Source organism: Nonomuraea montanisoli (genome assembly GCF_013363975.1).
Lineage (GTDB): Bacteria > Actinomycetota > Actinomycetes > Streptosporangiales > Streptosporangiaceae > Nonomuraea > Nonomuraea montanisoli.
The window spans coordinates 12747-35497 of the sequence record NZ_JABWGN010000022.1 but is presented as its reverse complement, the minus strand read 5'-3'; the positions used below and the strand labels follow the sequence as shown (position 1 = coordinate 35497).

Below are 22751 nucleotides of genomic sequence, written 5' to 3'. Positions count from 1 at the left end.
TACGCAGCATGAGTGACCGCATCACGCGGCCCGCCCCGCCCCGCACCGCGATCCCGGGGGAACGTCTGCCCCTGGGGGCGCTGCTGGCGCTGGCCACGGCCGCCTTCATCACCGTACTCACCGAGACCCTGCCCGCCGGTGTCCTGCCCGCCATGAGCGCCGGCCTGGGCGTGAGCGAGTCCGCGACCGGACAGCTCGTGACCGTCTACGCGATCGGCACCGCCGTCTCCGCCATCCCCCTGTCCGCCGCCACGGCCGGCTGGCCGCGCAAGCGCCTGCTGCTGAGCGGCGTGGCGGGGTTCGCCCTGGCCAACACCGTCACCGCCGTCTCGGCGTCCTTCCCGCTGACGCTGGCGGGGCGCTTCGTCGCCGGGGTGGCCGCGGGGGTCGTCTGGGCGCTGCTCGCCGGGTACGCCCGCCGGCTGGCCCCCGTCCACCTGCAGGGCAAGGCGATGGCGATCGTCATGGCGGGCATACCGGCGGCGCTGTCGCTGGGCGTTCCCGCGGGCACCTTCGCGGGCGCGGCGCTGGGGTGGCGGGTGACGTTCTGGGCGATGACGGCGATCGCCGTCGTCCTGCTCGCCTGGATCGCCGCGCTCGTCCCCGACCACCCCGGCCAACCCGCCGGCGGCCGTCCCGCCCTCCTGCGCACGCTCGCCGTGCCGGGCGTCACGCCCGTGCTGCTGGTGACCCTGCTGTTCGTGCTGGCGCAGACGATCCTCTACACGTACGTCGCGACGCTCCTGAACGCCAACGGCCTCGGCGGAGCCGTGGACCTCGTGCTGCTGATCTTCGGTGTCGCCTCGCTGGTGAGCATCTGGCTCGTCGGGGCGAACATCGACCGCCGCCTGCGCCCGCTGACGATCACGGCCGCGATCCTGGTCGCCGTGGCGGCCTTCGTGCTGGCGATCGCCGCGCGCAACCCCGCGCTGGTGTACGCGGCGGCGGCGCTGTGGGGGCTCGGCTGGGGCGGGGTCCCCACGCTGCTCCAGACGGCGGCCGGTGACGCGGGCGGCGAGGCGGCCGACACGGCGCAGGCGGCGCTGGTCACGCTGTGGAACGCCGCCATGGCGGCCGGCGGCGCGGTGGGCGGCGTCCTGCTGGACCTCTTCGGGACGGGCGCGTTCGCGTGGACCACCCTGGCCCTGCTGGTGCCCACCCTGGCCGCCGTCCTCCTGGCCCGCCGCCACGCCTTCCCGCCCCGCCGCGTCACCTGAGGACGGCGGCGGCGTCAGGCGTACCAGACGACGTGGATGATCTCCACCAGGCGGCGGTACTCCACGATGAGGTAAGTCACCATTCCAGCTCCGCCTTCCCCGAACGTTCGGGTGCGCATCGGCGAGTCGGGACGCTCCCTCATGAACGGGTGCCCGTTCCACGGGGCGACCTGAAGGAACACCGTCACCTCGTGGAACGCCGCGAGCGCCTCGGCAGGCAGGGCGGCGACCGGCTCGTCGACCTGCTTGCCATGGCCGACCGTGTACATCTAGAGGTCCAGCTCCACGCCGAGCTCGGCGGCCCGCTCGGCGAGGACCTCCCGCAGCGGGCGTCCAGAGACGTGTTCTTCGCGCTCGATATGCTCCTGCACGAGAGCGGCATGCCGCACGATCTCTTCGTACTCGCCCGTAGCCTTCATTCGCGCCATGTGCCACCAGTGGGCCAGCAGATCGTTGACAGGGGTCAGGTCCAGTTCGTCCGTCGCCCGGGCCATGGCCTGCCGATAGTCCCTGTCGAAGCTCTCCCGGTCCTCAGGGGGCAGACAGGCGCGGATGTTCCGAGGACTGCGATCGACCTTGAGCGACTGGAGGGTCTGCTCCGGAGTCCGGGCGCTGACGTATTCGTGTGGCTCGGCGGTCATGTCGCCCCCTCCTTGCGCTGACAGGCCGTCCCGCGTGGGGAGTCGGCCGGACGCGGATGCGTCTTCGAGCTTAGCTGCCGGGTCGCCTTTCCCGGACGGAATTCGCGCGGAGTTCGACCTGGTCAGTCCGGTGTGTGGGCGCGCAGGGCGCGTACGGTCCAGTCGAGCGGCGGCGTCAGGCTCTCGGGCGGCGGCCAGCCGTTGACGACGGCCAGCAGCCGCAGGTAGCGCTCACGGCGCGGGTCGTTCACCGCCTCCAGGTGGCCGAGCAGCCGCCTCCGGAGCCGCCCGTCGTCCTCTTCCGCGGCTGGACCAGGCGGTGGGGAGAGCCGGGCATATCGGGTCAGGATCGCGGTGACGACCGCGCCGGCCTCCTCGGACGCCGGATCGAGGCCGGCCGCCACCGCGGGCCCCGCCTCCTGGCGGACCACCGCCACCGCGTGCGGCCGGGGCACGGCGCCGGGCACCGTCCCGGCGGCGTGCTCCTCGGCGACACGGCGCATCGCGGCGCGGAAATCGGGGTCGCGGGAGAGCTCCGCCAGCTCCACCCACGCCTCCACCTGCTCGGGCTCGGGGTCGTCGGGCAGTTCGGGCGTCATCGACCGCCTGATCCCGGCGAACGCCCCCACGGCGGTGCCGGCCCCGGCCCCGGTCCCGGTCGCGTCCCCGTCTCCGTCCCTGGTCCCGGTTTCGGTCCCGGTGGCGTCCGTCTCGCCGAGGCCGCCGAACGCGGCGTCGAGGAAGTCCTCGACCAGCCGCCGCCGCTCGTCCTCCGACAGTCTGGCCAGTGCGTGCATGAGCTCCATCTCCTCCGGGGTGGACCCGCGCCTGGCCACCGCCGTCAGCACCGCGCGCCGCAGCCGCAGCGTCCGGATCTGCACGGCCAGCGCCTCGGCGTGCGCCGCGGCCACCTCGGGCAGCGCGACCTCCCGGTCCACGACCCGGCGCACCGTGGGCAGGTCCAGTCCGAGCTCACGCAACGTCCGTACGAGATCCAGCCGCGCGACGGCGTCCACGCCGTACTGGCGGTAACCGGCCGGGGTGCGGCCGATCGGCGGCACGATGCCCTGATCGGAGTAGAACCTGATGGCCTTGACCGTCAGCCCGGTCCGCCGGGCCAGGTCACCGATCGAGTAGCGCGCGTCGCCGTCCATGCCCCCACCTTGCCGTCTCCCCTGACGGGAGACTCAAGGGCGGTGCCAGGGCTTCAGCGGGGGCGGGGCGTCGGCGTCCTCCAGGAACCGCTTCGCCTGCTCCACGCACGTCGGGCAGACCGGCTTCTCGACCGCGCGGGCCACGGCCTCCGGGCTCGGCTCGCGGACGGAGCCCAAGGCCGTCATCCCGGGCGGGAAGCCGGTCTCGGGGTCGACGGCGAACATCGTGGCGGTCGCGGGGTCGTAGGCGAACGTGCGGCCACAGCCGTAGCAGCGGCCTATCGTCGTAGGCTGCTTGTCCGTCATAGCTCGTCCGTCCCGTCTGTCGTCCGGTGTGCCCATGGTCGCACGGCCGGCCGCGGCCGCCCGGTCCACAGCCTGTGGACGCCCGTCACGAGAGGTGCCGTCGCTCCAGGGCGTCCCCGACGTCGAGCAGCTCACGGCGCGCTTCGCCGGGCAGCTCCGGCAGGACACCGCACGGATCTTCGTCGCCGAACTCCAGGAGGGCGAAGGCGCATGGTCACCGATGTCTGGGACTTCAACGAGGGAGCCCGCTCGTTCTACGAGGCGGTCGGCTTCCGGCCCATGAAGCGCCTCCTGGAGCAGCCCCTCTGACGCGCCGCGGGGTCAGCGGTAGACGGCGACCGCGGCCTCGGCGACCAGCGTGTCCACGAGGTCCACGACCAGCTTGGCCTCGGGGGAGTCCTCATCGGCGATGGCGCGCAGCCGTTCGATGAGCCGGCCGGTCGGCTGGTTGAGGTAGAGCTCCGCCTCCACCCGCAGCACGGACACCAGGCCGCACAGCACGGCGCAGCGCGTGTCCGCCTCCTTCCAGCTCTCGGCGGCCGCCCGCACCCCCGACGACGCGCGCACGGCCCAGGTGATGTCGGTGAGCTGGTAGCGCAGGTACGGCAGCATGCCCATGCGACGCTTGGTCACCGGGGCGAGCACACCCTTGGCGACCAGGTCGTCGCGGGTGCGCTCGTAGATGTCCTTCGCCGCCGTCTTGATCCAGAACTTGACGTCCTCGTGCCCCCGGTCCTGGGGGATCAGGCCGACCATGGCGTCGGCGATCGGGTCACCGGTACGGCTGCGCTCGAAGACGGTGACCCGGCCCTGGACGACGGCGACACGGTCGTCCAGGAGCAGCTCGGCCAGCACCGCCCCCGCCAGCCCCAGCGCCAGCGACGACTGGTGGGTCAGCAGCTTGCCGGCCTCGCTGTGGGCGATGAGGTAGAGGTCCTGGTGGAGCGGCAGCCGGTTCACACCGGTTCCTTCGCGTCGAGGCCACTCAGAACGGGCCGGCGTCCCGTGGCGTACATGCCGGCCAGGAAGATCGCACCGACGACGAGCCAGACGAAGCCGGTCACCTGCGCCAGGACGTGGGCGTTGATGACGACGAGGATGAGGATCGCCATCCCGATCAGCGGCGAGATCAGATGCGCCCACAGGTTGTCCGAGCGCTTCCTGATCACGTAGTGCACGATCACCGACACGTGCAGCATGATGAAGGCGACCAGCGCGCCCATGTTGATCAGGCTGCCGAGCAGGTCGACGCCGTCCTCAAGGGAGGACATCCACAGCCCGAGCCCGATGGACAGCGCGGAGACGAGCAGGATGGCGTTGGTCGGCACCGAGTTCTTGACCGACACCTTGGCCAGGAACGACGGGAGCTGGCGGTCGCGCCCCATCGCGTACAGCAGGCGCGACACGGCCACCTGGGCGACCAGCGTGTTGGCCACGCCCCAGGAGATCGCGGTGGCGTTCGACGTGAGCTCGCGCAGCCACTCGCCGCCCGCGACGGCCGCAGCGTCCTGGAACGCGGTGCCGGTGTCGTGGTTCAGCAGCGTGGCGGGGTCGGGCACGAGCAGGGCGGCGACCCACACCTGCACCATGAACAGCACACCGGCCAGGATCAGCGCGAACCGCATGGCCTTGCTCACCTGCGCCGACCCGCCGGTGGACTCCTCGACCAGCATGCTGATCCCGTCGAAGCCGAGGAACGACAGGACCGCGACCGACACCGCGGCGAAGATCACCGGCCACGAGAAGGTGTCCGGGTTGAACAGCGGCGAGAGGCTGAACCCGTGGCCCGCGCCCTGGAGCAGGGCCCAGATGCCGGCCCCCAGGAACAGCACCAGCACGACCAGCTCGGCGGCGATCATCACCCGCGTGAGCCTGATCGTCATGCGGACGCCACGCAGGTTGATCACCGTGTTGACGGCCACGAAGATGATCAGCCAGCCCCACACCGGCACCTGCGGCACGGTCTCGTTCATGGCCAGGGACGCGACCAGGTAGAGCAGGCTCGGCAGCAGCAGGTAGTCGAGCAGGATCGCCCAGCCCGTCATGAACCCGACGGCCGGGCTGATGCCGCGGCTGGCGTAGTTGTAGACCGATCCGGACAGCGGGAACGCCTTGACCATCTGGGCGTACGAGGCCGCGGTGAACAGCAGGGCGATCATGCCGACCAGGTACGCGAGGACCGGCATGCCGCCCGAGCGGTAGTACACGAGCCCGAAGATCGCGAAGGGGGCGATCGGCACCATGAAGTTGAGGCCGTAGAACACGAGGTCGGCCGCTCCGACGCCGCGCCGCAGTTCCTGCCGATAGCCGAACTGCTCGATCTGCTCTTGAGGCTGCACGACAGTCTCTCCAAGTCGTCATGCACCGGTGTGCGGGGGGTGGCCGCCGGTCCGGACGGGTCACGGACATCGCGGTATTTCAACGAGTGATCCTCCCGTAGCGGAGGGTCGCGCCGCAAGGGGCGGAAGGTGCAAACGGGCATTGAGTGCCTGTTGTGGCCGCAAGGTGATCGTAAGGTGACCGAAATCCCCGCCGAAAACCGGCGAAGGCGTCCCCGCGCGGTACGGCGGGCTTCAGGCCGGGTCGTCGGTGAAGCCGAGGCGCCGGTTCATCGCGATCGCCGACGCGTTGAGCGGGTGGTGGAACGTCCTGAGCAGCCCGTACCCGGACGAGCGGACGAAACGGATCGCCAGCAGCTTCAGCGCCAGCGACAGCCCCTTCCCCCGGTACGGCGCGAGCACGCCGGTCATCTCGCTGAACGCGTAGCCCTCGGCCGGGTGCAGGGAGGTCGCGGACATCCCGACCCACACGCCGTCGTGCACCGCCAGGACGACACCGCCGGGGTGGAAGCCGGGCGAGTCGAAGCGCCTGGCGACGAACTCCTCGTAGGCGAAGAACTCGCCCCGCTCCGGGATGTCGGCCGAGCACGTCCTGTTGAGCTCGTAGAGGGCGCGCCGGTGGTCCTCGGTGTCGCCGCCGAGCTCCGCCATGGTCGTCAGCCCGATGCCCGCCTCGTGCGCGCGCTCCAGGTACGGCTCGAAGGCCACGTCGTCGACCCCGTCCACATCCAGTCGCAGGCGCACCCAATCCACCATGATCCCGACCCTAGCTGTCCCGGACCGGCGTCCCCTCACGGCCCCGGGAGGAGGACTCCTCGTGCGCGGCCATGTCGAGCAGCACCATCGCGTCGTACGCGGGAGTGCCGGGCTCGGCGTGGTAGGCGACCAGGCGGTGGCCGGGCGTGCCCTCCAGTTGCATGGACTGGTAGCCGAGCGTGAGGTCGCCGACGTCGGGATGGTGGAAGGTCTTGCGGCCGTGGGTGTGCGCCCGCACGTCGTACCGCTCCCACAGGCGGGCGAAGTCCGGGCTCTTGAGCAGCAGCTCGTCGATGAGCTCGGTCAGGTCCGGCGCGTCCGGCTCGGTGCCGGCCAGGGCGCGCAGCCGGCCGACGCAGGCGCGGATCTGCTCGTCCCAGTCGTCGAACAGGTCGGGGGCCGCGGGATGGAGGAAGACGTACCGCGCGATGTTGCGCCGCGCGGCCGGCCACGCCTCCATCCCGGCGAACAGCCGCAGCCCCGCCGGGTTGCAGGCCAGCACGTCCGTCGTACGGCTGACCACGTGGGCGGGGTTGGGCCGCAGGCTCTCCAGCAGCAGCCCGATCCCGGGCCGCACGGCACGGCTGGGCGCCGCCGGCGCCTCGGAGACGTGGCGCACCGCGCGCATCGCGAGGTCGCGCAGGTGCTCGTGTCCCGCGGGATCGAGCTGGAGGGCCCGGGCGAGGCCGTCCACCACGGACGGGCTGGGGCGGATCTCCTTGCCGCGTTCGAGCCGGATGTAGTAGTCGATGCTCACGCCGGCGAGCGTGGCCAGCTCCTCGCGCCGCAGTCCCGGCGTGCGGCGCAGACCGGGGCCGACCCTGAGGCCGGCCTCCTCGGGCGTGACCTGGGTGCGGCGGGCGCGAAGGAAGCGCCCCAGCTCCGAGCCGTCGCCGCCGGCTTTGCGCTGCTCACGTGCCATGCCGTCCAGTGTGTCAGCCCTCTGACCTGCGGCGCGATGCGGTGGGTGCCCTGCCGGTATGATCACCCCCCATGCCGACCCTCGACGACCAGGGCCGCCCCGAGCCCCCTCTCGCGGCCGACGAGATCGCCACCGTCCTGGGCTTCCTGGACTTCCAGCGGGCGACCCTCGCCTGGAAGTGCGCGGGACTCGACGCCGACGGGCTCAGGGCGACCACCGGCGCCTCCTCGATGACCCTCGGCGGGATGCTCAAGCACCTCGCGTACGTCGAGGACGAATGGTCCACGTACTGGCTGCACGGGCGGGACCGGCAGCCCCCGTGGGACACGGTGGACTGGAAGGCCGACCCCGACTGGGACTGGCACTCGGCCGCCGACGACACCCCCGAGCAGCTCCACGCCATCTGGCGGGAGGCGGTGGACCGCTCGCGCTCCCTGGTGGCGCAGGCGCTGACCGACGGCGGCCCGGACCGGCTCGCCCGCCGCACCTGGTCCGACGGCCGCGCCCCGAGCCTGCGCTGGATCCTGCTGCACCTGGTGGAGGAGTACGCCCGGCACAACGGCCACGCCGACCTCATCCGCGAGTCGGTGGACGGGCTGACGGGGGAGTGAAGGCGTGGGATCTTCCGGGAGGCTTCGATGACGAGTGACCTTCGATGACGAGTGACATGGTGGTGCGGCTGCGGCCGGTGACCGAGGCCGACCTCGACCTGTTCCGGCGCTTCGCCACGGAACCGGGCCTGATCGGGCTCGACTGGACCGGTTTCCGCGATGCCCAGGCCGCCGCCCGGCGCTTCGCCACCGACGGCTACCTCGGCAAGGAACACGGCCGGCTCATGGTGGCGGTGGAGGGGAGCGAGACCGCGGCGGGCTTCGTGGACTGGCACGAGACCGTCGTCGGCGTCGCGACGTACTGGGAGATCGGCATCGCGCTCCTGCCCGACTGGCGCGGCCGCGGCATCGGCTGGCGCGCGCAGACGATGCTGTGCGACTACCTGTTCACGCACACGCCGGTCGAGCGGATCGAGGCGCGCACGCATCCGGAGAACATCGCGGAGCAGAAGTCGCTGGAGAAGGCGGGGTTCCGGCTGGAGGGCGTGCTGCGCGCCATCGAGTTCCGAGCCGGGCAGTGGCGGGACGGCTGGGTCTACAGCAGGCTGCGCAGCGACCCCGCGCCGCTCGCTTAAGACCGCGCTTTCGGACCAGGCGGCGAACCCTGTCCAGGATCTTTCGCCGCCTCGTCTCCACGGTCCACCACGTGCTGTCGGACGCCAGAACGGTCAGGCCGACCGGCGCTCCGGCCTCGTCGTGGGCGATCAGCTCGCCGTCGATGAGCTGGGTGTCGTCCCCGCACATCGCGACGAGCCACTCGGTCTCCACGAGAGAGATCTCCGCGGTGGCGACGATCTCCTCGTAGCGGGGGCTGAGCATCTCCTCGATCACCAGCCGCCACCGGTAGCCCTCCACCGTCGGCCCCAGCCAGGTCAGGAGCTCCGCGAGGGTCGGACAGCGCCCGTCCAGCCGGCACGCGAACGTCAGGCCCTCCGGTTCCACGATGAGCCTTCGCCTCGGCCGCCTGTGCCACGTGAAGCGCCGCGCCATCAAGCCACCTCGGGGTGAGCGCCGCACATCGAGAGCAGCCGATCGACGGTCTCCACGGGCTTCTCGCCGTCGGTGTGAACCGTTGCGGTGGCCAGGAGCGCGTTGCCCGGCCAGCGCACCCATTCGTCGAGGAGATCGTGCCCGTCCCCATTGATCCAGTCGGTTCCCTTGACGCTGATGCTGCGGTGGCGAAGCACCTCCACCGACCGGTCGTGACGGGCGCACGGCAGAACGAGGATCACGTGCGGGACGGGGGCGAGCGCGCATCGCACGGCCTCGAACAACTCCTGGTCCGTGTAGTGGCTGTGCCCGGCGCCCAGAGCGACGATCGCCGCTGGATGAGCCGCCAGGGCCCGCCGCACGGCGTGGGCCCGCGCCGGCTCCCATTCGCGTTCGGCGGCCACCCGGCCGACGGCCTGAATGCGTTCGCGTAACCGGGCCATGGTCCAGCCGGCTTCGGCGTAGTAGGCCCCGCCGACCTCGTCGACATCGACGAACCGGCGTCCCGTGGAGGCGGCGAGCAGAGCTCCCAGCGTGCTCTTTCCTGCCGCCGCCGGCCCGATGAGAACCATCCATGGCGTATCCGTCACCCGGCCATTCTGCGGAGGCCTGTACGGAATCACCACCACCTGGACGCCGCGCCGCGGTCCGGCGGAAGACCACGCAGCATCCGCACCCCCAGCGGCGCCAGCGCCACGCAGAGCAGGACGGTCACCAGGACGTCCGGGATCGAGGCGCCCTTCAGCACCCCCACCCAGGTGCCGCCCGCCAGCAGGAGCATCACGGCGCGGGCGACGCCGAACAGGCGCGAACGCCAGGCGGCGACGGCCAGCAGCAGGGACCCCGCGTACTGCCCGACCGCCGCCCAGACCGGTACCCTCCACGGCCCGTACGCGATGTCGACGTACTCCTTCATGATCGCGTTCGTCGCCTGGTCCAGCCCGACGGCCTCGGTGAGCTGGAAGGCGGTCTGGTCGGCGCCGGCGAAGTACAGGCGGGCGAACAGCCCGGCGACCAGCAACGTGCCGCCCCAGAAGGCGAGGCGCCCCCCCACCTGCTGGGCGAGGGCGACGAAGGCGGGGAAGAGCAGCAACGCCCCCAGCGCGAACACCGCGTACGCGAGGGTGAGCAGCGCGGGCTCCGAGGTGTAGGCGAGGAGCTGGCCGTACGCGGCGAACGGCTGCCCCTCTGCCCACGCCTGCTGCTGCGGGGTGAGGGTGACGATGGTGCTCATCTGGCGCAGCAGATATCCGGCCGCCATGACGACCGGTCCCAGAACGAGGGTGACGCCGCCGATCCAGCGTCCGGGAAAGTATGTATCCATGACGGCGAACCTGTCACCGGCGGCAGGGACGGGTCATCCGCCGATCGTCGACCACCCCCCTGTCGAAAGTTACGTGCGCGCTCGCCCGTGACTTCCCTACCGTTCTCGTCATGACGAAAAGCCTCCGGCTCGTGCCCATCACCGCCGCCAACATCGATGCCGCCCTCGACGTGAAGGTCCGTCCCGACCAGGAACGCTTCGTCTCGCCGGTGGCGAAGTCGCTGGCCGAGGCCTATGTCCACCCGGAGGTGGCCTGGCCGCGTCTCATCCTCGACGGTGAGAGCCCCGTGGGCTTCCTCATGGCGTTCCTCGACATCGACTGGAACGGCAAGGGAGTCGACTTCCGGTCCGGCCTGTGGCGTCTCAACGTGACACCCGACGCGCAGGGGCGCGGAGTCGGCCGCTTCGCCGTCGCCTCGGTCGCCGCCGAAGTCAGGCGTCGTGGCGGTAGGCAGATGTACGTCACGTGGGAGCCGGCCGAGGACGGGCCGGAGGGCTTCTACCGGAAACTGGGGTTCCAGCTCACCGGCGAGACGAGCGGCGGCCAGACGGTCGGCGTACTGGACCTGACGAACCTCTGATCGCGATGGGGAGCGAGATGAACGGCACACCTGCCAACGACGGACCTGCGGACGGCGGACCTGCTGACGACGGACCTGTGGACGGCGGACCTGCTGACGACGGACCTGTGGACGGCGGACCTGTGGACGGCGGGCCCGTCACCGGGACACTGCACCACGTCGAGATCTGGGTCCCCGACCTGCCCCGGGCCGTCGCCGGCTGGCAATGGTTGCTGACGGCCCTCGGCTACACCGAGTTCCAGAACTGGAGCGAGGGACGAAGCTGGCGTCTGGGTGACACCTATCTGGTCATGGAGCAGTCACCCGCGCTCAGCGCCGACCGGCACGACCGCTGCCGCCCCGGACTGAACCACCTGGCCTTCCATGTGCAAGGCCGTGCCCGGCTCGATGCCCTGGTCGAGCAGGCGCCGGCGCACGGCTGGACCCTGATGTTCGCCGATCGTCATCCGTACGCCGGTGGGGAGCAGCACTATGCCGCCTACCTGGAGGATCGGGACGGTTTCGAGGTGGAGCTGGTCGCTTCCGGCCAATCCTGACCCGGCCTCGTAGGGGGACGTGCGGCGCGTCGGGCAACTGATCCATCACCCGCGTGTTGACCGCGCGCCACACGGTCGCGATTGCGGGGGAACGCGGGGACCTCACGTTGTCATGGCCCGATGCAGAGAAACAGGTCGGCAACCGGGCATTCTCCGGGCTTCGTACGCAATCCAGTGCGCAGCGCGTGCGGCGCTATGCCCGTGCGGCCCGCCTACCAGGGAACGAGCACGGAAACGCCCAGCAGGGCTGCTTGGAGAAGAATAATGCTGACCGCGGTGCGGAGCGCCATCAGTTTCCAGAAAAGTGCCAGCAGGACCCGTCGCGCGGCCCATTGCCCAAGCGATTCACGGTCCGCCGGAGCCAGCCTGAACCCCGACGGTTGTGCGCCGGGCCGTCGCCAGAGTCCCGCGACCAGGACAACCGCGGCACCCGCCGCACATGCCTGCGAGAACAGGCCCGCCAATGCCGACAGGATGCCACCGGTCATTGTCTCGCGGCTCAGCAATAATAACGCCCCGGTTCCGGCGAGCAAGAACAGGGCGACGGTGTCCGCCCATAAAATCGTGCGACGATGACGAGCGGTATCCGAGCTGGAGAACGTCGACTCCGTCACACCTCGAACCGTAGCATGCACGTTTTAACCGGCTCGAAGATTCAAGCGTTGCGAATATTCTCTTTCGGCAGCCGAATGCGCCGCGGCCGTCCTCTCGATGCCTTGGGCGGAAGGCGTGGCGATCAAGATCGTGATCGAAGTCGTCGCCACCACGAAGGCTTGGTGACGCGAGCAGCGCTCCCGCGAGGTGCCTCCCCTGTGGCGGCGTACTTGAAGAACGCCTCAAGGTCGTGCGTGGTCCCCTCGTGGATCCGCTTGGCGACCTTGTTGTGCGGATAACCGCGCACTCCGTCAGGGCTCTCCACGGCGGCGGCCTTCTCGTTGGTGCAGTACACCCATCGCCACCCGCAAGTGCGGACGATCATCTCACCCAGGTACGCACCCGCACTCAAGATCACGCTGTGCGTGACCTCGGGCGACGGCTTGGCGGCGACGAACTCGGTGCAGTAGTTGTCGAGGTGGTGTATGAACGCCGGGTCCCAGTCGAAGGAGTATCCGTCCGCGCGCGAATGCTCCACGAACAGCTCGGCCAGGTCGCGCATGTGCGCGGCGGTCTCGGCGTCGCTCGGTGGTGGGTCCTGCTGCGCCTTCGCGCCCATCGTCGTCTCCTCGATGTTGATCCGGATCATCGCCAGGTCAGAGCCGCCGAGTCGAACCCGTCAGGTCGAACGAGTCATGTCTGACCCGCCAGGTCTGACCCGCCAGGTCTGACCCGCCAGGTCAGACGCACGAGGCCAGACCCGCCGTGGCAAGTCCGCCGCCGCAGGCAAGAAGGTCCGCTCGCGGGTCCCGCCCATCCGAAAGTCCCGCTCGCTCGCAGGACTCGTCCACCTGAACAAGCCCGCCCCGCAGGGCTCGCTCGTGCGCCCTCAACCGGCACGCGGGAAAGGCACGCACACCTCCTGCCGAGGCCGGGCTCGCCTGACCCGCATGCCGGGCGCATCCGACCGTCCCGCCGGCGTTCGGCGGGACGGTCGGTCGACCTCCGGCTGTCCCGCCGGCGTTCGGCGGGACAGCCCGTCGACCTTCGGCTGTCCCGCCGGCGTTCGGCGGCCGGCCCGTCGACCTCCGGCTGGTCCGTCGACATCCGGCCGTTCCGCCGGCCTCCAACCGGTCCGTCGACATCTGGCCGTTCCGGTGAAGTCCGGCCACTCCGGTGTGGCGTCCGACTGCTTCGCTGACGGCTGACGTCAGGGTGTTCAGCCGCGCGAGCGGGGCGACTCCGGCGGCGTGATCCGCACCCGCGTCTCCTCGGGCTGGGCCTCGAGGTCGTCGAGCTGCTCGTTGATCGTCTTCCGCAGGTCGTCGTAGTCCTGGAACGAGTAGTCGTTGAACAGCGTGTAGCCCGTCCACATCAGGTTCGCGCACACCCGCGCCGGCACCCGGCCCGTCGCCGCGCCCATGCCGACCAGCGCCACCGACGTGATGCTGCCCGGCTCCTTCTCGTTCTGCATGTGGATGGCCTGGAACGCGGCGGCGCACGCCAGCGCCACATTCAGCGTCTCGCTGACGTTCTGCGCCGACTGCACCATCGTCGGCGTCGAGATCAGGAACTTCGGGTTGACCGCTCCGGACGACACGCACACGGCGCTGCCCACCGGCAGCGTCCCCCCGAACTGGTCACGGATCGCCCGCTGGACGCGCAGCTGGATCCCAGCCCCGAGGTGCCGCTTGATGACGGCATCGACCCCGCCGTCCATTCGGCCGCGCGAGTTGGTCGGGTTGACCCACGCGTCGACGTGCTGGTCGAGGATCGAGCCCTGGTGGATCTCGATGTCGGGGGTGTCGGCGAACGCCGCCCGCCATGACTGCACCACCTCCGCGTTGACGTCCGCCAGCACTACCTTGAGCTGCGGCTTCACACGGTCGACGATCATGGTTCACTCCGGTCGCGGGGATGGGGGTTTCCGACGTCGACGAAGATATCGTCGCGCACCGACAGAACAGATCTTGGCCGCGGCCGGGGGGAGTGACGCCCGCGCTCCTGGACGCCCCGGCTCCGAGCGCCGCCCACGTTGGTCCACGCCCCGGCTCCGAGCGACACCCCGGTTGGTCCACGCCCCAGCTCCGCGCGACACCCACGTTGGTCCATGCCCCGGCTCCGAGCGTTGCCCAGGCTGGTGTGCACCCCGGCTCCGACCGTCGCCGAGGCTCGTGTGCACCCCGGGTTCCAGCACCCCCCATGCTCGCGCGTTCACCTCGTGCGCCCCCGACTCTGAACGGACCTGCGCGGACCAGGCTGTACGGCGAAGCGGCGCCTCCCGGAGGAACGAGACGCCGGCTCCGAGATCGCGCACGGGATCTTCACGCGGCACAATTCCCCCACCCCATGTCCCCCGTGCCCCGCAGCGGCACGGCTCGCCATACGGAGCCCATGATGAGAGACAGCAGCGCCGCCACCCCGCCCGGCCCCAACGACCCCCTGGCCCTCACCGAGCTTTTCAACGGTGGCGGCGAGCCGTGGTTACCGCTGTTGAAGCCGGTCATCGAGGCACAGCCGGCCGCGGCGACGTTCATCGGCCCAGGACGCAGCCCGATGGTCGTTCCCGTCCGGGAGCTGACCTTCCAGGCGCTCAAGCCGAACCCGCCGCACAAGTGGAAGGTCGTCGTCTTCGGCCAGAACCCGTATCCCCGGGCCGAGAGCGCCACCGGCATCGCCATGTTCGACAACACCTTCCACGACTGGAAGGACAGCCAGTTCGGCAAGGTGGTCAGCATCCGCTGCATCATCAAGGCCGCGGCGATGTGGAAGCACAGCATCCCCAAGAAGACGCCCATCGCCGACATCCGCGCCCTGCTGAAGCAGCACGACACCGTGCTGCCGCCGGAGTGGTTCCAGGCGATGCTCACCCAGGGCGTCCTGCTGCTGAACGCGGCCCTCACCGCCAGCAGCGACGGGGCGATGAGCACCGACCAGCACACCGCGTTCTGGCGGCCGGCCGTCGAGAAGATCGTCGAGGAGATCCTCAGGGCCAAGCAGAGCGCCGAGGAGCAGGACCGCGGGGTGGTCTTCGCGTGGTGGGGGGTGCACGCCCGCAGCCTGAAGCAGGTCGTCCTCCGGCTGCAGAAGAAGTACCCCGAGGTGGAGGTACGGCACATCGACCACCCCAACCCCGCCGCCCAGGGCGACATCTTCTGCGACGGCGACCACTTCGGCACGCTCAACGAGGCGCTCAGGGAGCTCGGAGCCGACGAGATCGACTGGCTGCCCAGCAAGGGGTGGAACAAGCCCACCGCCCAGGACGGCGGACCGGACGCGGACACCGCCGACCGGATGGGAGCCTTCATCGCCTCCACGATGGAGTTGCACCAGCTCTACCTCGAACGACTCGCCAGCGTCAAAGACGAGGGACTGGTCCTTCCCGCGATCACCGGAGTGTTCGACACCCCGCTCATGGACTTCCGCGAGGCCATCGGCCCGGTGGCCAAGCTGCTGTCCGGACTCGACTGGCACGCCGAACAGTCGCACCAGTTCGGTACGAAGCAGGCGGCCGGCGCGCCCGGTGAGCTGACCGCCGACGAGATCGCGGCGCTCTACCTCTACACGTGCGAGTCGGCCTTCTACCGGCAGATCAACGCGACCCTCCGTAACCCGGACCGCGGCCAGGTCGTCCCGTACCTGCCGTACCTGCGGCTCCTGTTCTCGGCCGTGTCGCGTCTGCCGGCCCGCAAGGAGCCGCTGTGGCGCGGGGTGTCGCTGGACCTGCGGGCGCAGTACCCGCTCGGCCGGACCGTGACCTGGTGGGGCGTGTCCTCGTGCACGTCGAAGCTCAGCGTGGCCCAGGCGTTCCTCGGCCGCCGCGGCAAGCGGACCCTCTTCGAGGTGCTGCCGGCGAGGGCCGTGGGCATCCGCAGGTTCTCGGCGTTCACGGGGGAGGAGGAGTACATCCTCGCTCCCGGTACGCAGCTCAAGGTGACGGATGTGCAGGTCGAACGCGGCGGTCTGTGCACTGTGAGACTCGCGGAGTCGGAGGAGCAGTACCTGGTGGCGTGAGCGCGCCGGAGGCGGTCATGGTGCGCGGGGCTCTCCTGGTCGGTTGATACGGCCCAGCTGGGTGGGCTAGGTGTTCGTGGCCGCCGTGGCGTGCTTGCGAGGCGGGTGCTTGCAAGCACGCGGTGCGGGGGCCAAGGGGGCGGGGGGTGCGGCCGGCGAATGTGCATGTGAGTGAGGAGGAGAGGGGGGCGAGGCGGCGTGCTCCGGTCGCGCGGCAGTGGGTGTAAGCGTGCTCGCGGTCGCGCAGCCTCAGGCGCGGCCCTCTTCGCGAACGCAGCCTCGGGTATGGCCGTGTTCGCGGTCGCGCAGGGAGGCATGGGCATGTCGGGGTAGGTGCGTTATTCGGTTAGATAGGCGCTAATGAAGCTCATCTATACAGGTATGCGCTAATGCGTTAATCGCCTATATGCAGCGGCTGCTATGTCACATAAGCTGCGGCCATGTTTCTTGATCAAATCGTTATTTACCTGCTTAAAACAGGTAAAGGCCGCTCGCTGGCGGAGGCGGTCATGCGCGGTGACCACGATCGATCCGGAGACCCAGGTCAAGGGCAAGGAACCGCTACGAACCCTGGCCAGGCGCCGCAAGTGGGACGGCAAGACATGGTTCGGTATCCGCCTGGTGCCCTTGGAGCTGGGCCGGATCCGGGTGGGGGATCCGGTCAGCGCTCGATGATCTGCGGTCGGAAGGTTGCGCCATGGGCCGTGGAGTCGGAGGCGGGAGGCCGTAGGGGGCGCCGGGGGTCAGCATGTCGTGTTCTTGGGCGGGAGAGTCTTGTCGGTGAGGTAGCGGTTGATGTGGTCGCGTGCGCAGGGGTTGACGCCGTAGAGGGTGTGGCCGGGGCCGTCATGGGCGATCGTGACGCTGCCCGGGACTTGGTCGATCGCTCTGGCGACGGCGTCCGACTCGCCCCAGGCGCCGGCGCCGAGCAGGGGCGGAAGCGTCCGGGGAAGCGGGGCGGGCGGGTTGGTGACGGGCGTCGGCCAGCCGATGCACTGCAGGGTGCCGGTCGCTATGGTGCCGGCCGTGCCCGCATCGGGGGCGACCTTCCGCAGGCGCGTGACGGTCGCGGTGAGCTCCTTCCGGTCGGCGGGGCGGGGCCAGTCGGCGCACTCGGTCACGCCGGTGGCCTGGTCGGGATAGCGGGCGCCGCCGGCGGGGACGAAGGCGGAGGCGTCACCGGCGTGGGCCTTGCGGATGGCCTGGGCCAGCGCCGGCCAGGCGGTCCTGCCCTGCCGGGCCGACGCGATGGCGAGGGCTTGCAGGTCGCGGCCCGTGTAGGCGACGTTCTTCGTGGCGGGGACGGGAGTGCGATCGGCTCTGGCCACCAGGGCCCGCCAGGTGCCGGGGATGTCCTTGCAGCCGTTGGTGGCGCACCAGTCGAAGAAGCGGGTCAGGAAGCGTTCGTTGCTCTTGGCCATCTCGTCCAGCTCGTGGTTCCAGTCGGCCGGGCTGTGGTTCCAGGTGCCGTCGAGGACCATGGTGCGCACCTGGTCGGGGAAGAGGCGGGCGTAGGCCTGGCCGTAGAAGCCGGCGTAGGAGGCGCCGTAGTAGTTGAGCTGGGCGCCGCCGAGGGCCTTCCTGATGGCCTCCATGTCGCGCGCGTGGTCGGCGGAGCTCATGGTGGCGAAGAGCACGGGATCGGCCTGGCGGCAGACCTCCGCCTGACCGCGGTTGGTGTCGGACAGCCGGCCGAGGTCGGCGTCGTCGCGCGGGAAGTCGGGGATCGGGGTGCGGGTCCACAGGCAGGGGAGGCCGGTGCTGAGGCCGCGGAACTGCTCGCCGTAGCCGCGGGTGTCCCAGGTGACGATGTCCATGCGTTTGCGCAGGTCCGTCCACCAGCTCGACAGCGACTGGGTGAGGGCGATGCCGGGGCCGCCCGGCCCGCCGTAGGCGACCAGGGCGACGCCCTCCGACGTGCCGGTGGCGGCCAGGCGGCCCAGCTTGAGGGTGATCTTGCGACCGTCGGGGTCCTTCCAGTCGACGGGGACCTGGAGGTCGGCGCACTTCATGCCGATCTTGTCATGGGGGCAGGCGCTCCACTCGAGGGTGTCGGCGGTGGGCTGGGCGTGCGTCCCGCCTCCGGAGCTCACCAGGACCAGGGCCATCGCGAGTGACTTCAACATGCCGTTCACGATGCTGGAAGGGGTCGGCGTGGCGCGTCGGACCACGGTTTGATATCTCGGGGTGGGATATCAGACCTGGGGTTGTCATCCTGATCGTTCCTCAGGGCTTCCCCCATGCCGGAGGCGATGCGGCCCTTCGAGCCCGGCGACTTCCGAACGCCTGAGGGACCCTGAGGGACTTGAGGGAAAGGTGTGGCGGGCATCCCGCCGCGCTGTCCACACTGTCACGGAGAGCGGACGGTGGAGTGAGGGGGGCGGACGTGCGAGCGGCCCGAAGGCTCGTGATCGGTGACGTGCCGATCGTGGCGGAAGACCACGGAGGGCAGGGGCAGGACGTCCTCCTTCTGCACGGTGGCGGGCGGACGCGCCGGGACTGGGACGTCATGGCGGGGCTTCTCGCCGGCAACGGGTTCCGCCCGGTGTCGATGGACCTTCGCGGCCACGGCGAATCGGGTGCAGCTCCGTGGTCATGGCGGAAAGCGCTGGAAGACGTCGCCGCGGTCGCGGAGGCATTCGCCCTCCATCGCCCTGCGGTCGTCGGACATTCCCTCGGCGGAATGGTCGCCACATTGTGGGCCGGAGAACATCCGGAGTGCCCGCTCGCGGTCAACCTCGACGGGCACGGAAATCCGACGCGGCCCGGCCAGTTCTCCGGCCTGGACGACGTCACGGCGGCGCGGGCGTGCCGGGAGATGACCGCGTTCCTGGAGCGGATGGGCCGAGGACTTCCCGAGTCCTTTCTACAGGTCATGCGCGAGATAGACGCCCTGGACCTGTTCGCCGCCTATCGTGCCGCGCGCTGTCCGGTCCTGGTCGTCAGCGGTGACGCCACGGCTTTCGCGGCCGTGTTCCCCGACCATCTCGTTCCCGCCTGGAACGCCTATTGCGCCTGGGTGCGACGGCAGTTCGAGAAGGTCACCCGAGAGTCGCGGCTGGTACGGGAAGTGTGTCTGCCGACGGGACACGATCCGCATCTGGAAGCACCCGAGGCCCTCCTGCGGCTCCTTCTCAACCACCTGAGCGCGCATCGCTCGACTGCCGGAGCGCATCATGAGAATGTCGGCGAAAGCCGGCAGAGCTGAGGGGAACGACCCGGATGGGCCTGGAGGTCGAGAGCCGACCGTCCGATTCGCCGTACGTCGAACGGGTGTGGCGCAGCACCAGCCACGACGTGAGCCGGATGACGTCGATCGCGGCGGCACACTGGGATCTCGTCTTCTGGCAGCACCGCGGCAAGGTCAGCGTGGCCGTGCTGGGCCCCGAGTCGAAGGCGAGCCAGGCCCTCGTCCCCGAGGGCGCCACGTTCTTCGGCATCCTCTTCTCGCTCGGCACCTCGATGCCGCACCTTCCGATCAGCCGGCTCGTCGACGGTTCCGCGGAGATCCCCGATGTGACGCCAAGGTCGTTCTGGTTGAAGGGCTCCTCCTGGCGGCTCCCCGACTACGAGAACGCCGAGGCGTTCGTACGGCGAATGGTGCGCGAGGGCATCGTGGAACGCGATCCGGTCGTCGCCGCCGCGCTTCACGACGCGTCGCCGCCGGACGTGTCCGAACGCACCCTCCAACGGCGCTTCGTGACCGCGACCGGGCTCACCCGCGGCGCCATCCGGCAGATCGACCGCGCCAGGCGGGCGGCTGTCCTGATCCGGGAGGGCGTGCCGACCCAGGACGTGATCCATCGGCTCGGGTACTTCGACCAGCCGCATCTGGCGAGGTCGTTGACCCGCTACATCGGCCGTACCGCCACGCGGTTGAAGGATCTCGACGCGGCGGAGCCGCTGTCGCTTCTGTACAAGACCTGACCGTCCGGTCCCGCCTAGCCTCTCAGCATCATCCCGACGAGCGAGGAGCGGAGCGATGGCTAAGATCATTTCGAACTTCTTCATTTCCGTGGACGGCGTGGTCGAGTCACCGGACAAGTGGCACTTCCCGTACTGGAACGACGAGATGGGGGCCGTGGTCGAGGCGGGCATGCAGAGCGCGGCGGCGATGCTCATGGGACGCAGGCTGTACGACGAGTGGGCCGCGTACTGGACGACGGCGGAGGACGACCAGGACGTCGCCCGGTCACTCAACGACATGCGCAAGTACGTCGTGTCGAACACGCTGGAGAAGGCGGACTGGAACAACACCACCGTCATCAACGGCGACGTCGCGGCCGGGCTGCGTGACCTCAAGAAGCAGACCGACGGCGACATCCAGATGTCCGGGTCGGCGACGACCGTGCGGTGGCTGCTGGCCAACGGGCTGCTCGACGAGCTGAACCTGCTCGTCCACCCGATCGCCGTCGGGCGCGGCCGGCGGCTGTTCGAGGACACTCCGACCCACCCGCTGAAGCTGGTCAGGTCCGAGACGTTCCAGACGGGGGTGCTCAACCTGACCTACATCCCGGACGCCGACTGACCGACCGCCGGCTGCGGAAGGCGGCGCCACAGGCTGGCGCGCGTGGAGCGGCTGTCCTGGATGAAATCCAGGTACGCGCAACGGAGGAACGCCCGCCGATGAGCGGTGTGGACGTGCCCACCGGCTGACGCCGCAACGCGGGCCCCGGCCCGAAGCATCCGCTTTCCGGTCAGTACAGTACGTGGATGGCGAACCTACGGCAGCAGATCCTCGCCGAGCTTGGCGTCAAGGCGACCATCGTCCCCAAGGAGGAGATCCGGCAACGTGTCGACTTCCTCAAGGACTACCTGCGATCGACCCCGTCCAAGGGCTATGTGCTCGGGATCAGCGGCGGTCAGGACAGCACGCTGACCGGCAGGTTGTGCCAGCTCGCCAGTGAGGAACTGCGCGCGGAGGGACACGAGGCCACCTTCGTCGCGGTGCGGCTGCCGTACGGTGTGCAGGCCGACGAGCACGACGCGCAGATCGCGCTGGAGTTCATCCGGCCCGACCGGTCGATCACGGTGAACGTCAAGCCGAGCGCCGATGCCGCCGGCGCCGAGACGGCGCTCGGCCTGCGGGAGCTGCTGGGCGGCGAGCCCCACCTGCGGGACTTCGTGCGCGGCAACATCAAGGCCCGTGAACGCATGGTGATCCAGTACTCGATCGCCGGGCAGCTCGGGCTGCTCGTCGTGGGCACCGACCATGCGGCCGAGGCCGTGACCGGCTTCTTCACCAAGTACGGGGACGGCGGCGCCGACGTCACCCCGCTGACCGGGCTGACCAAGCGCCAAGGCGCCGCCCTGCTGCAGGAGCTGGGCGCACCGCCGAGCGTCTGGGAGAAGGTGCCCACCGCCGACCTCGAGGACGACCGGCCCGCGCTGCCCGACGAGGTGGCTCTCGGGCTGACGTACGCCCAGATCGACGACTATCTGGAGGGTGTGGACGTCACACCGGAGCTGGCGGCGAAGGTGGAGTCGGTCTTCCTCGCGACCCGGCACAAGCGGACCGTCCCGGTCACCCCGCTCGACGACTGGTGGCGCTGACCGGCGCCGGCCGGAGTGCGCGCCGGGCGCGGCTTTTCGTCGGTCCCCTATGACACGCTGAGCCGGTTGTCCGAGACCGTAAAGCAGGAGACTGTATGGCCGACTGGCGTGAAGTCACCGAATCGGCGCCGGAGTTCGCCGACCGCGTCCGGGAGTCGTTCGAGTCGCACAAGCACAAGACCATCGCGACCCTGCGCAAGGACGGTTCGCCGCGAGTCAGCGGCATCGAGGCGTACATCGTCGACGACGACCTGTGGTTCGGATCGATGCCCGGCGCCTTGAAGGCCCGCGACCTGCGGCGTGACCCCCGCTTCGCCCTGCACGGCCCTCCGGTGCTCCTCGGCGCCGACGACTCCGCCACCCCTGCGGGTGACACGAAGGCGGGTGACACGAAGCTGTCCGGGTACGCGGTGGAGGTCACCGACCGCGACCGGATCGCGCCGATGCTGGCCGGGCGCGGCTTCGGCCCGGATGATTTCCGCGACTCCCATTTCTTCCGGGCGGACATCCGCGAGGTCGTGCTCACGCACATCGAGGGATCCGCCATGGTCATCGACCTTTGGCGCCCCGGCCAGGGGCTCCACCGCCTCAAGCGCGCGTAGGCCACTCGGCCCGGCCGTTCAGGAGTGCCGGAGTCAGAACGGCGTCGGGCCGAGCAGCGGGAATTCGGCGCGCTGATGCCACCGGTCGCCGTCGGTGGCGAAGAGGCTGACGGACGTGACGTCGGCGGTCACCGGCAGCCCCGCTGTCAGCGCCGCCTCCACCTCGTCGAGCACGTGCGCCTCCCGGCCGTGGGCGACGGTCAGATGCGGGACGACCTCCGCGAACTGTCCGCCGTAGGGCGGAGCCTCGGGCCATCGCGCCACGACGGCCTCGGTCAGCGCGCGAAACGGCGCGTCGGGCGCGGGCGCGAGGTAGAGCACGTCGGGGAATCGCCGGCAGCTGTCGAACCGGACGGCGAACGGGGCATGCCGGCCGAACAGTGCTCCGAGCTCGTCCGTCACCGCGGCGTCGATGCGATCGACGTCCAGGAACGGCACGAGCACGGTCACGTGCGCGGGGACTCCGGAGGCGGCGAAGGAGTCGAAACGCTGCCGCCAGGGTCCCACCAGTGGCTCGGCTTCCTTGACGACGGCCAGCAGGGCCGTCTCTCCTGCTCGGTACCGTCCTGACGCGCCGTCCGACATGATCGGATGATCTCAGGCGTCCCAGG

The 22751-nt window shown here is 70.2% G+C and carries 28 protein-coding genes; 13 read left to right on the top strand and 15 right to left on the bottom strand.

Going from position 1 to position 22751, the window contains the following annotated elements:
- The first annotated feature begins 8 nt into the window (after positions 1 to 8).
- Positions 9 to 1217 carry an MFS transporter gene (locus HTZ77_RS40490; RefSeq protein WP_175595090.1) on the top strand — a complete coding sequence of 403 codons (1209 nt, stop codon included), beginning with the start codon at positions 9 to 11 and terminating at the stop codon, positions 1215 to 1217.
- A gap of 14 nt (positions 1218 to 1231) precedes the next feature.
- On the opposite strand, the gene HTZ77_RS40485 is transcribed toward HTZ77_RS40490, so the two are convergent.
- From HTZ77_RS40485 to HTZ77_RS40450, 8 genes are all read right to left on the bottom strand, one after another.
- A complete protein-coding gene (locus tag HTZ77_RS40485; protein ID WP_175595052.1) occupies positions 1232 to 1486 on the bottom strand; it encodes a hypothetical protein in 255 nt (84 codons plus the stop codon).
- Positions 1487 to 1858: a DUF6247 family protein gene (locus HTZ77_RS40480; protein WP_175595089.1), complete on the bottom strand. Its 372-nt coding sequence runs from the start codon at positions 1856 to 1858 to the stop codon at positions 1487 to 1489.
- A gap of 122 nt (positions 1859 to 1980) precedes the next feature.
- Positions 1981 to 3012 carry a MerR family transcriptional regulator gene (locus HTZ77_RS40475; RefSeq protein WP_175595088.1) on the bottom strand — a complete coding sequence of 344 codons (1032 nt, stop codon included), beginning with the start codon at positions 3010 to 3012 and terminating at the stop codon, positions 1981 to 1983.
- Between the two features lie 33 nt (positions 3013 to 3045).
- Entirely contained in the window at positions 3046 to 3318 is a 273-nt protein-coding gene (locus HTZ77_RS40470; protein ID WP_175595087.1) for a hypothetical protein, read from the bottom strand.
- A gap of 321 nt (positions 3319 to 3639) precedes the next feature.
- Positions 3640 to 4278, bottom strand: a complete 639-nt coding sequence (locus tag HTZ77_RS40465; protein WP_175595086.1) for a GOLPH3/VPS74 family protein — start codon at positions 4276 to 4278, stop codon at positions 3640 to 3642.
- Positions 4275 to 5657, bottom strand: coding sequence for an APC family permease (locus HTZ77_RS40460; RefSeq protein WP_175595085.1), 1383 nt, complete (start codon positions 5655 to 5657; stop codon positions 4275 to 4277). The genes HTZ77_RS40465 and HTZ77_RS40460 overlap by 4 nt, the downstream gene beginning before the upstream one ends.
- Positions 5658 to 5891: 234 nt before the next feature.
- Positions 5892 to 6413, bottom strand: coding sequence for a GNAT family N-acetyltransferase (locus HTZ77_RS40455; protein ID WP_175595084.1), 522 nt, complete (start codon positions 6411 to 6413; stop codon positions 5892 to 5894).
- Positions 6414 to 6423: 10 nt separating this feature from the next.
- Positions 6424 to 7335, bottom strand: coding sequence for a helix-turn-helix transcriptional regulator (locus HTZ77_RS40450; RefSeq protein ID WP_175595083.1), 912 nt, complete (start codon positions 7333 to 7335; stop codon positions 6424 to 6426).
- Positions 7336 to 7406: 71 nt separating this feature from the next.
- Between HTZ77_RS40450 and HTZ77_RS40445 the strand changes: the two genes are divergently transcribed.
- The 3 genes from HTZ77_RS40445 (at position 7407) to HTZ77_RS40435 (ending at position 8751) form a co-directional block, all read left to right on the top strand.
- The gene (locus tag HTZ77_RS40445) at positions 7407 to 7946 is read left to right on the top strand and encodes a DinB family protein (protein ID WP_175595082.1); all 540 of its coding nucleotides are present in this window, start codon (positions 7407 to 7409) and stop codon (positions 7944 to 7946) included.
- 44 nt (positions 7947 to 7990) lie between these two features.
- Positions 7991 to 8521 carry a GNAT family N-acetyltransferase gene (locus tag HTZ77_RS40440; RefSeq protein WP_205304576.1) on the top strand — a complete coding sequence of 177 codons (531 nt, stop codon included), beginning with the start codon at positions 7991 to 7993 and terminating at the stop codon, positions 8519 to 8521.
- Positions 8522 to 8592: 71 nt separating this feature from the next.
- Complete coding sequence (locus HTZ77_RS40435; protein WP_175595081.1) at positions 8593 to 8751, top strand: hypothetical protein; 159 nt, start codon at positions 8593 to 8595, stop codon at positions 8749 to 8751.
- Positions 8752 to 8935: 184 nt separating this feature from the next.
- Here the strand turns inward: HTZ77_RS40435 and HTZ77_RS40430 are convergent, their stop codons facing one another.
- Positions 8936 to 9562: a shikimate kinase gene (locus HTZ77_RS40430; protein WP_175595080.1), complete on the bottom strand. Its 627-nt coding sequence runs from the start codon at positions 9560 to 9562 to the stop codon at positions 8936 to 8938.
- Positions 9556 to 10260, bottom strand: a complete 705-nt coding sequence (locus tag HTZ77_RS40425; protein WP_175595079.1) for a hypothetical protein — start codon at positions 10258 to 10260, stop codon at positions 9556 to 9558. Before HTZ77_RS40425 ends, HTZ77_RS40430 begins: the two co-directional genes overlap by 7 nt.
- A gap of 110 nt (positions 10261 to 10370) precedes the next feature.
- On the opposite strand from HTZ77_RS40425, the gene HTZ77_RS40420 reads away from it, so the two are divergent.
- On the top strand, positions 10371 to 10841 hold the full coding sequence (locus tag HTZ77_RS40420) for a GNAT family N-acetyltransferase (RefSeq protein ID WP_175595078.1): 471 nt from the start codon (positions 10371 to 10373) through the stop codon (positions 10839 to 10841).
- A gap of 122 nt (positions 10842 to 10963) precedes the next feature.
- Positions 10964 to 11377 carry a VOC family protein gene (locus HTZ77_RS47060; RefSeq protein WP_328809059.1) on the top strand — a complete coding sequence of 138 codons (414 nt, stop codon included), beginning with the start codon at positions 10964 to 10966 and terminating at the stop codon, positions 11375 to 11377.
- A 212-nt stretch (positions 11378 to 11589) separates the two neighbouring features.
- Here the strand turns inward: HTZ77_RS47060 and HTZ77_RS40410 are convergent, their stop codons facing one another.
- The 3 genes from HTZ77_RS40410 to HTZ77_RS40400 form a co-directional block, all read right to left on the bottom strand.
- The gene (locus tag HTZ77_RS40410) at positions 11590 to 11991 is read right to left on the bottom strand and encodes a hypothetical protein (protein ID WP_175595076.1); all 402 of its coding nucleotides are present in this window, start codon (positions 11989 to 11991) and stop codon (positions 11590 to 11592) included.
- Between the two features lie 122 nt (positions 11992 to 12113).
- Positions 12114 to 12620, bottom strand: coding sequence for a hypothetical protein (locus tag HTZ77_RS40405; protein WP_175595075.1), 507 nt, complete (start codon positions 12618 to 12620; stop codon positions 12114 to 12116).
- 570 nt (positions 12621 to 13190) lie between these two features.
- Entirely contained in the window at positions 13191 to 13868 is a 678-nt protein-coding gene (locus HTZ77_RS40400; protein ID WP_175595074.1) for a macro domain-containing protein, read from the bottom strand.
- 500 nt (positions 13869 to 14368) lie between these two features.
- Between HTZ77_RS40400 and HTZ77_RS40395 the strand changes: the two genes are divergently transcribed.
- Together HTZ77_RS40395 and HTZ77_RS48890 are read left to right on the top strand one after the other, a co-directional pair.
- The gene (locus HTZ77_RS40395; RefSeq protein WP_175595073.1) at positions 14369 to 15985 is read left to right on the top strand and encodes an ADP-ribosyltransferase domain-containing protein; all 1617 of its coding nucleotides are present in this window, start codon (positions 14369 to 14371) and stop codon (positions 15983 to 15985) included.
- Positions 15986 to 16405: 420 nt separating this feature from the next.
- Positions 16406 to 16660 carry an MOSC domain-containing protein gene (locus tag HTZ77_RS48890; RefSeq protein ID WP_175595072.1) on the top strand — a complete coding sequence of 85 codons (255 nt, stop codon included), beginning with the start codon at positions 16406 to 16408 and terminating at the stop codon, positions 16658 to 16660.
- Positions 16661 to 16728: 68 nt separating this feature from the next.
- Here the strand turns inward: HTZ77_RS48890 and HTZ77_RS40385 are convergent, their stop codons facing one another.
- Positions 16729 to 18111 (bottom strand): alpha/beta fold hydrolase, encoded by a 1383-nt coding sequence (locus HTZ77_RS40385; RefSeq protein WP_175595071.1) that lies wholly within the window; start codon positions 18109 to 18111, stop codon positions 16729 to 16731.
- 281 nt (positions 18112 to 18392) lie between these two features.
- Between HTZ77_RS40385 and HTZ77_RS40380 the strand changes: the two genes are divergently transcribed.
- The 5 genes from HTZ77_RS40380 to HTZ77_RS40360 all read left to right on the top strand — a co-directional run bounded on the left by HTZ77_RS40380 (position 18393) and on the right by HTZ77_RS40360 (position 22140).
- Positions 18393 to 19193, top strand: a complete 801-nt coding sequence (locus tag HTZ77_RS40380) for an alpha/beta fold hydrolase (RefSeq protein WP_175595070.1) — start codon at positions 18393 to 18395, stop codon at positions 19191 to 19193.
- Between the two features lie 14 nt (positions 19194 to 19207).
- Entirely contained in the window at positions 19208 to 19912 is a 705-nt protein-coding gene (locus HTZ77_RS40375; protein ID WP_175595069.1) for a helix-turn-helix domain-containing protein, read from the top strand.
- A gap of 55 nt (positions 19913 to 19967) precedes the next feature.
- Positions 19968 to 20513: a dihydrofolate reductase family protein gene (locus tag HTZ77_RS40370; RefSeq protein WP_175595068.1), complete on the top strand. Its 546-nt coding sequence runs from the start codon at positions 19968 to 19970 to the stop codon at positions 20511 to 20513.
- A 185-nt stretch (positions 20514 to 20698) separates the two neighbouring features.
- A complete protein-coding gene (gene nadE, locus HTZ77_RS40365) occupies positions 20699 to 21538 on the top strand; it encodes an ammonia-dependent NAD(+) synthetase (RefSeq protein ID WP_175595067.1) in 840 nt (279 codons plus the stop codon).
- 95 nt (positions 21539 to 21633) lie between these two features.
- The gene (locus HTZ77_RS40360) at positions 21634 to 22140 is read left to right on the top strand and encodes a pyridoxamine 5'-phosphate oxidase family protein (protein ID WP_175595066.1); all 507 of its coding nucleotides are present in this window, start codon (positions 21634 to 21636) and stop codon (positions 22138 to 22140) included.
- A gap of 33 nt (positions 22141 to 22173) precedes the next feature.
- On the opposite strand, the gene HTZ77_RS40355 is transcribed toward HTZ77_RS40360, so the two are convergent.
- On the bottom strand, positions 22174 to 22725 hold the full coding sequence (locus tag HTZ77_RS40355) for a 2'-5' RNA ligase family protein (RefSeq protein WP_175595065.1): 552 nt from the start codon (positions 22723 to 22725) through the stop codon (positions 22174 to 22176).
- Between the last annotated feature and the right edge of the window lie 26 nt (positions 22726 to 22751).

Coding starts and splice junctions, on each gene's coding strand:
- HTZ77_RS40385 (WP_175595071.1), bottom strand. CDS start 18,111: ATGTTGAAGTCACTCGCGATGGCCCTGGTCCTGGTGAGCTCCGGAGGC.
- HTZ77_RS40370 (WP_175595068.1), top strand. CDS start 19,968: ATGGCTAAGATCATTTCGAACTTCTTCATTTCCGTGGACGGCGTGGTC.
- HTZ77_RS40490 (WP_175595090.1), top strand. CDS start 9: ATGAGTGACCGCATCACGCGGCCCGCCCCGCCCCGCACCGCGATCCCG.
- HTZ77_RS40485 (WP_175595052.1), bottom strand. CDS start 1,486: ATGTACACGGTCGGCCATGGCAAGCAGGTCGACGAGCCGGTCGCCGCC.
- HTZ77_RS40425 (WP_175595079.1), bottom strand. CDS start 10,260: ATGGATACATACTTTCCCGGACGCTGGATCGGCGGCGTCACCCTCGTT.
- HTZ77_RS40395 (WP_175595073.1), top strand. CDS start 14,369: ATGAGAGACAGCAGCGCCGCCACCCCGCCCGGCCCCAACGACCCCCTG.
- HTZ77_RS40360 (WP_175595066.1), top strand. CDS start 21,634: ATGGCCGACTGGCGTGAAGTCACCGAATCGGCGCCGGAGTTCGCCGAC.
- HTZ77_RS40405 (WP_175595075.1), bottom strand. CDS start 12,620: ATGATCCGGATCAACATCGAGGAGACGACGATGGGCGCGAAGGCGCAG.
- HTZ77_RS48890 (WP_175595072.1), top strand. CDS start 16,406: ATGTCACATAAGCTGCGGCCATGTTTCTTGATCAAATCGTTATTTACC.
- HTZ77_RS40445 (WP_175595082.1), top strand. CDS start 7,407: ATGCCGACCCTCGACGACCAGGGCCGCCCCGAGCCCCCTCTCGCGGCC.
- HTZ77_RS40420 (WP_175595078.1), top strand. CDS start 10,371: ATGACGAAAAGCCTCCGGCTCGTGCCCATCACCGCCGCCAACATCGAT.
- HTZ77_RS40455 (WP_175595084.1), bottom strand. CDS start 6,413: ATGGTGGATTGGGTGCGCCTGCGACTGGATGTGGACGGGGTCGACGAC.
- nadE (WP_175595067.1), top strand. CDS start 20,699: ATGGCGAACCTACGGCAGCAGATCCTCGCCGAGCTTGGCGTCAAGGCG.
- HTZ77_RS40470 (WP_175595087.1), bottom strand. CDS start 3,318: ATGACGGACAAGCAGCCTACGACGATAGGCCGCTGCTACGGCTGTGGC.
- HTZ77_RS40480 (WP_175595089.1), bottom strand. CDS start 1,858: ATGACCGCCGAGCCACACGAATACGTCAGCGCCCGGACTCCGGAGCAG.
- HTZ77_RS40400 (WP_175595074.1), bottom strand. CDS start 13,868: ATGATCGTCGACCGTGTGAAGCCGCAGCTCAAGGTAGTGCTGGCGGAC.
- HTZ77_RS40375 (WP_175595069.1), top strand. CDS start 19,208: ATGGGCCTGGAGGTCGAGAGCCGACCGTCCGATTCGCCGTACGTCGAA.
- HTZ77_RS40450 (WP_175595083.1), bottom strand. CDS start 7,335: ATGGCACGTGAGCAGCGCAAAGCCGGCGGCGACGGCTCGGAGCTGGGG.
- HTZ77_RS40355 (WP_175595065.1), bottom strand. CDS start 22,725: ATGTCGGACGGCGCGTCAGGACGGTACCGAGCAGGAGAGACGGCCCTG.
- HTZ77_RS40475 (WP_175595088.1), bottom strand. CDS start 3,012: ATGGACGGCGACGCGCGCTACTCGATCGGTGACCTGGCCCGGCGGACC.
- HTZ77_RS40440 (WP_205304576.1), top strand. CDS start 7,991: ATGACGAGTGACATGGTGGTGCGGCTGCGGCCGGTGACCGAGGCCGAC.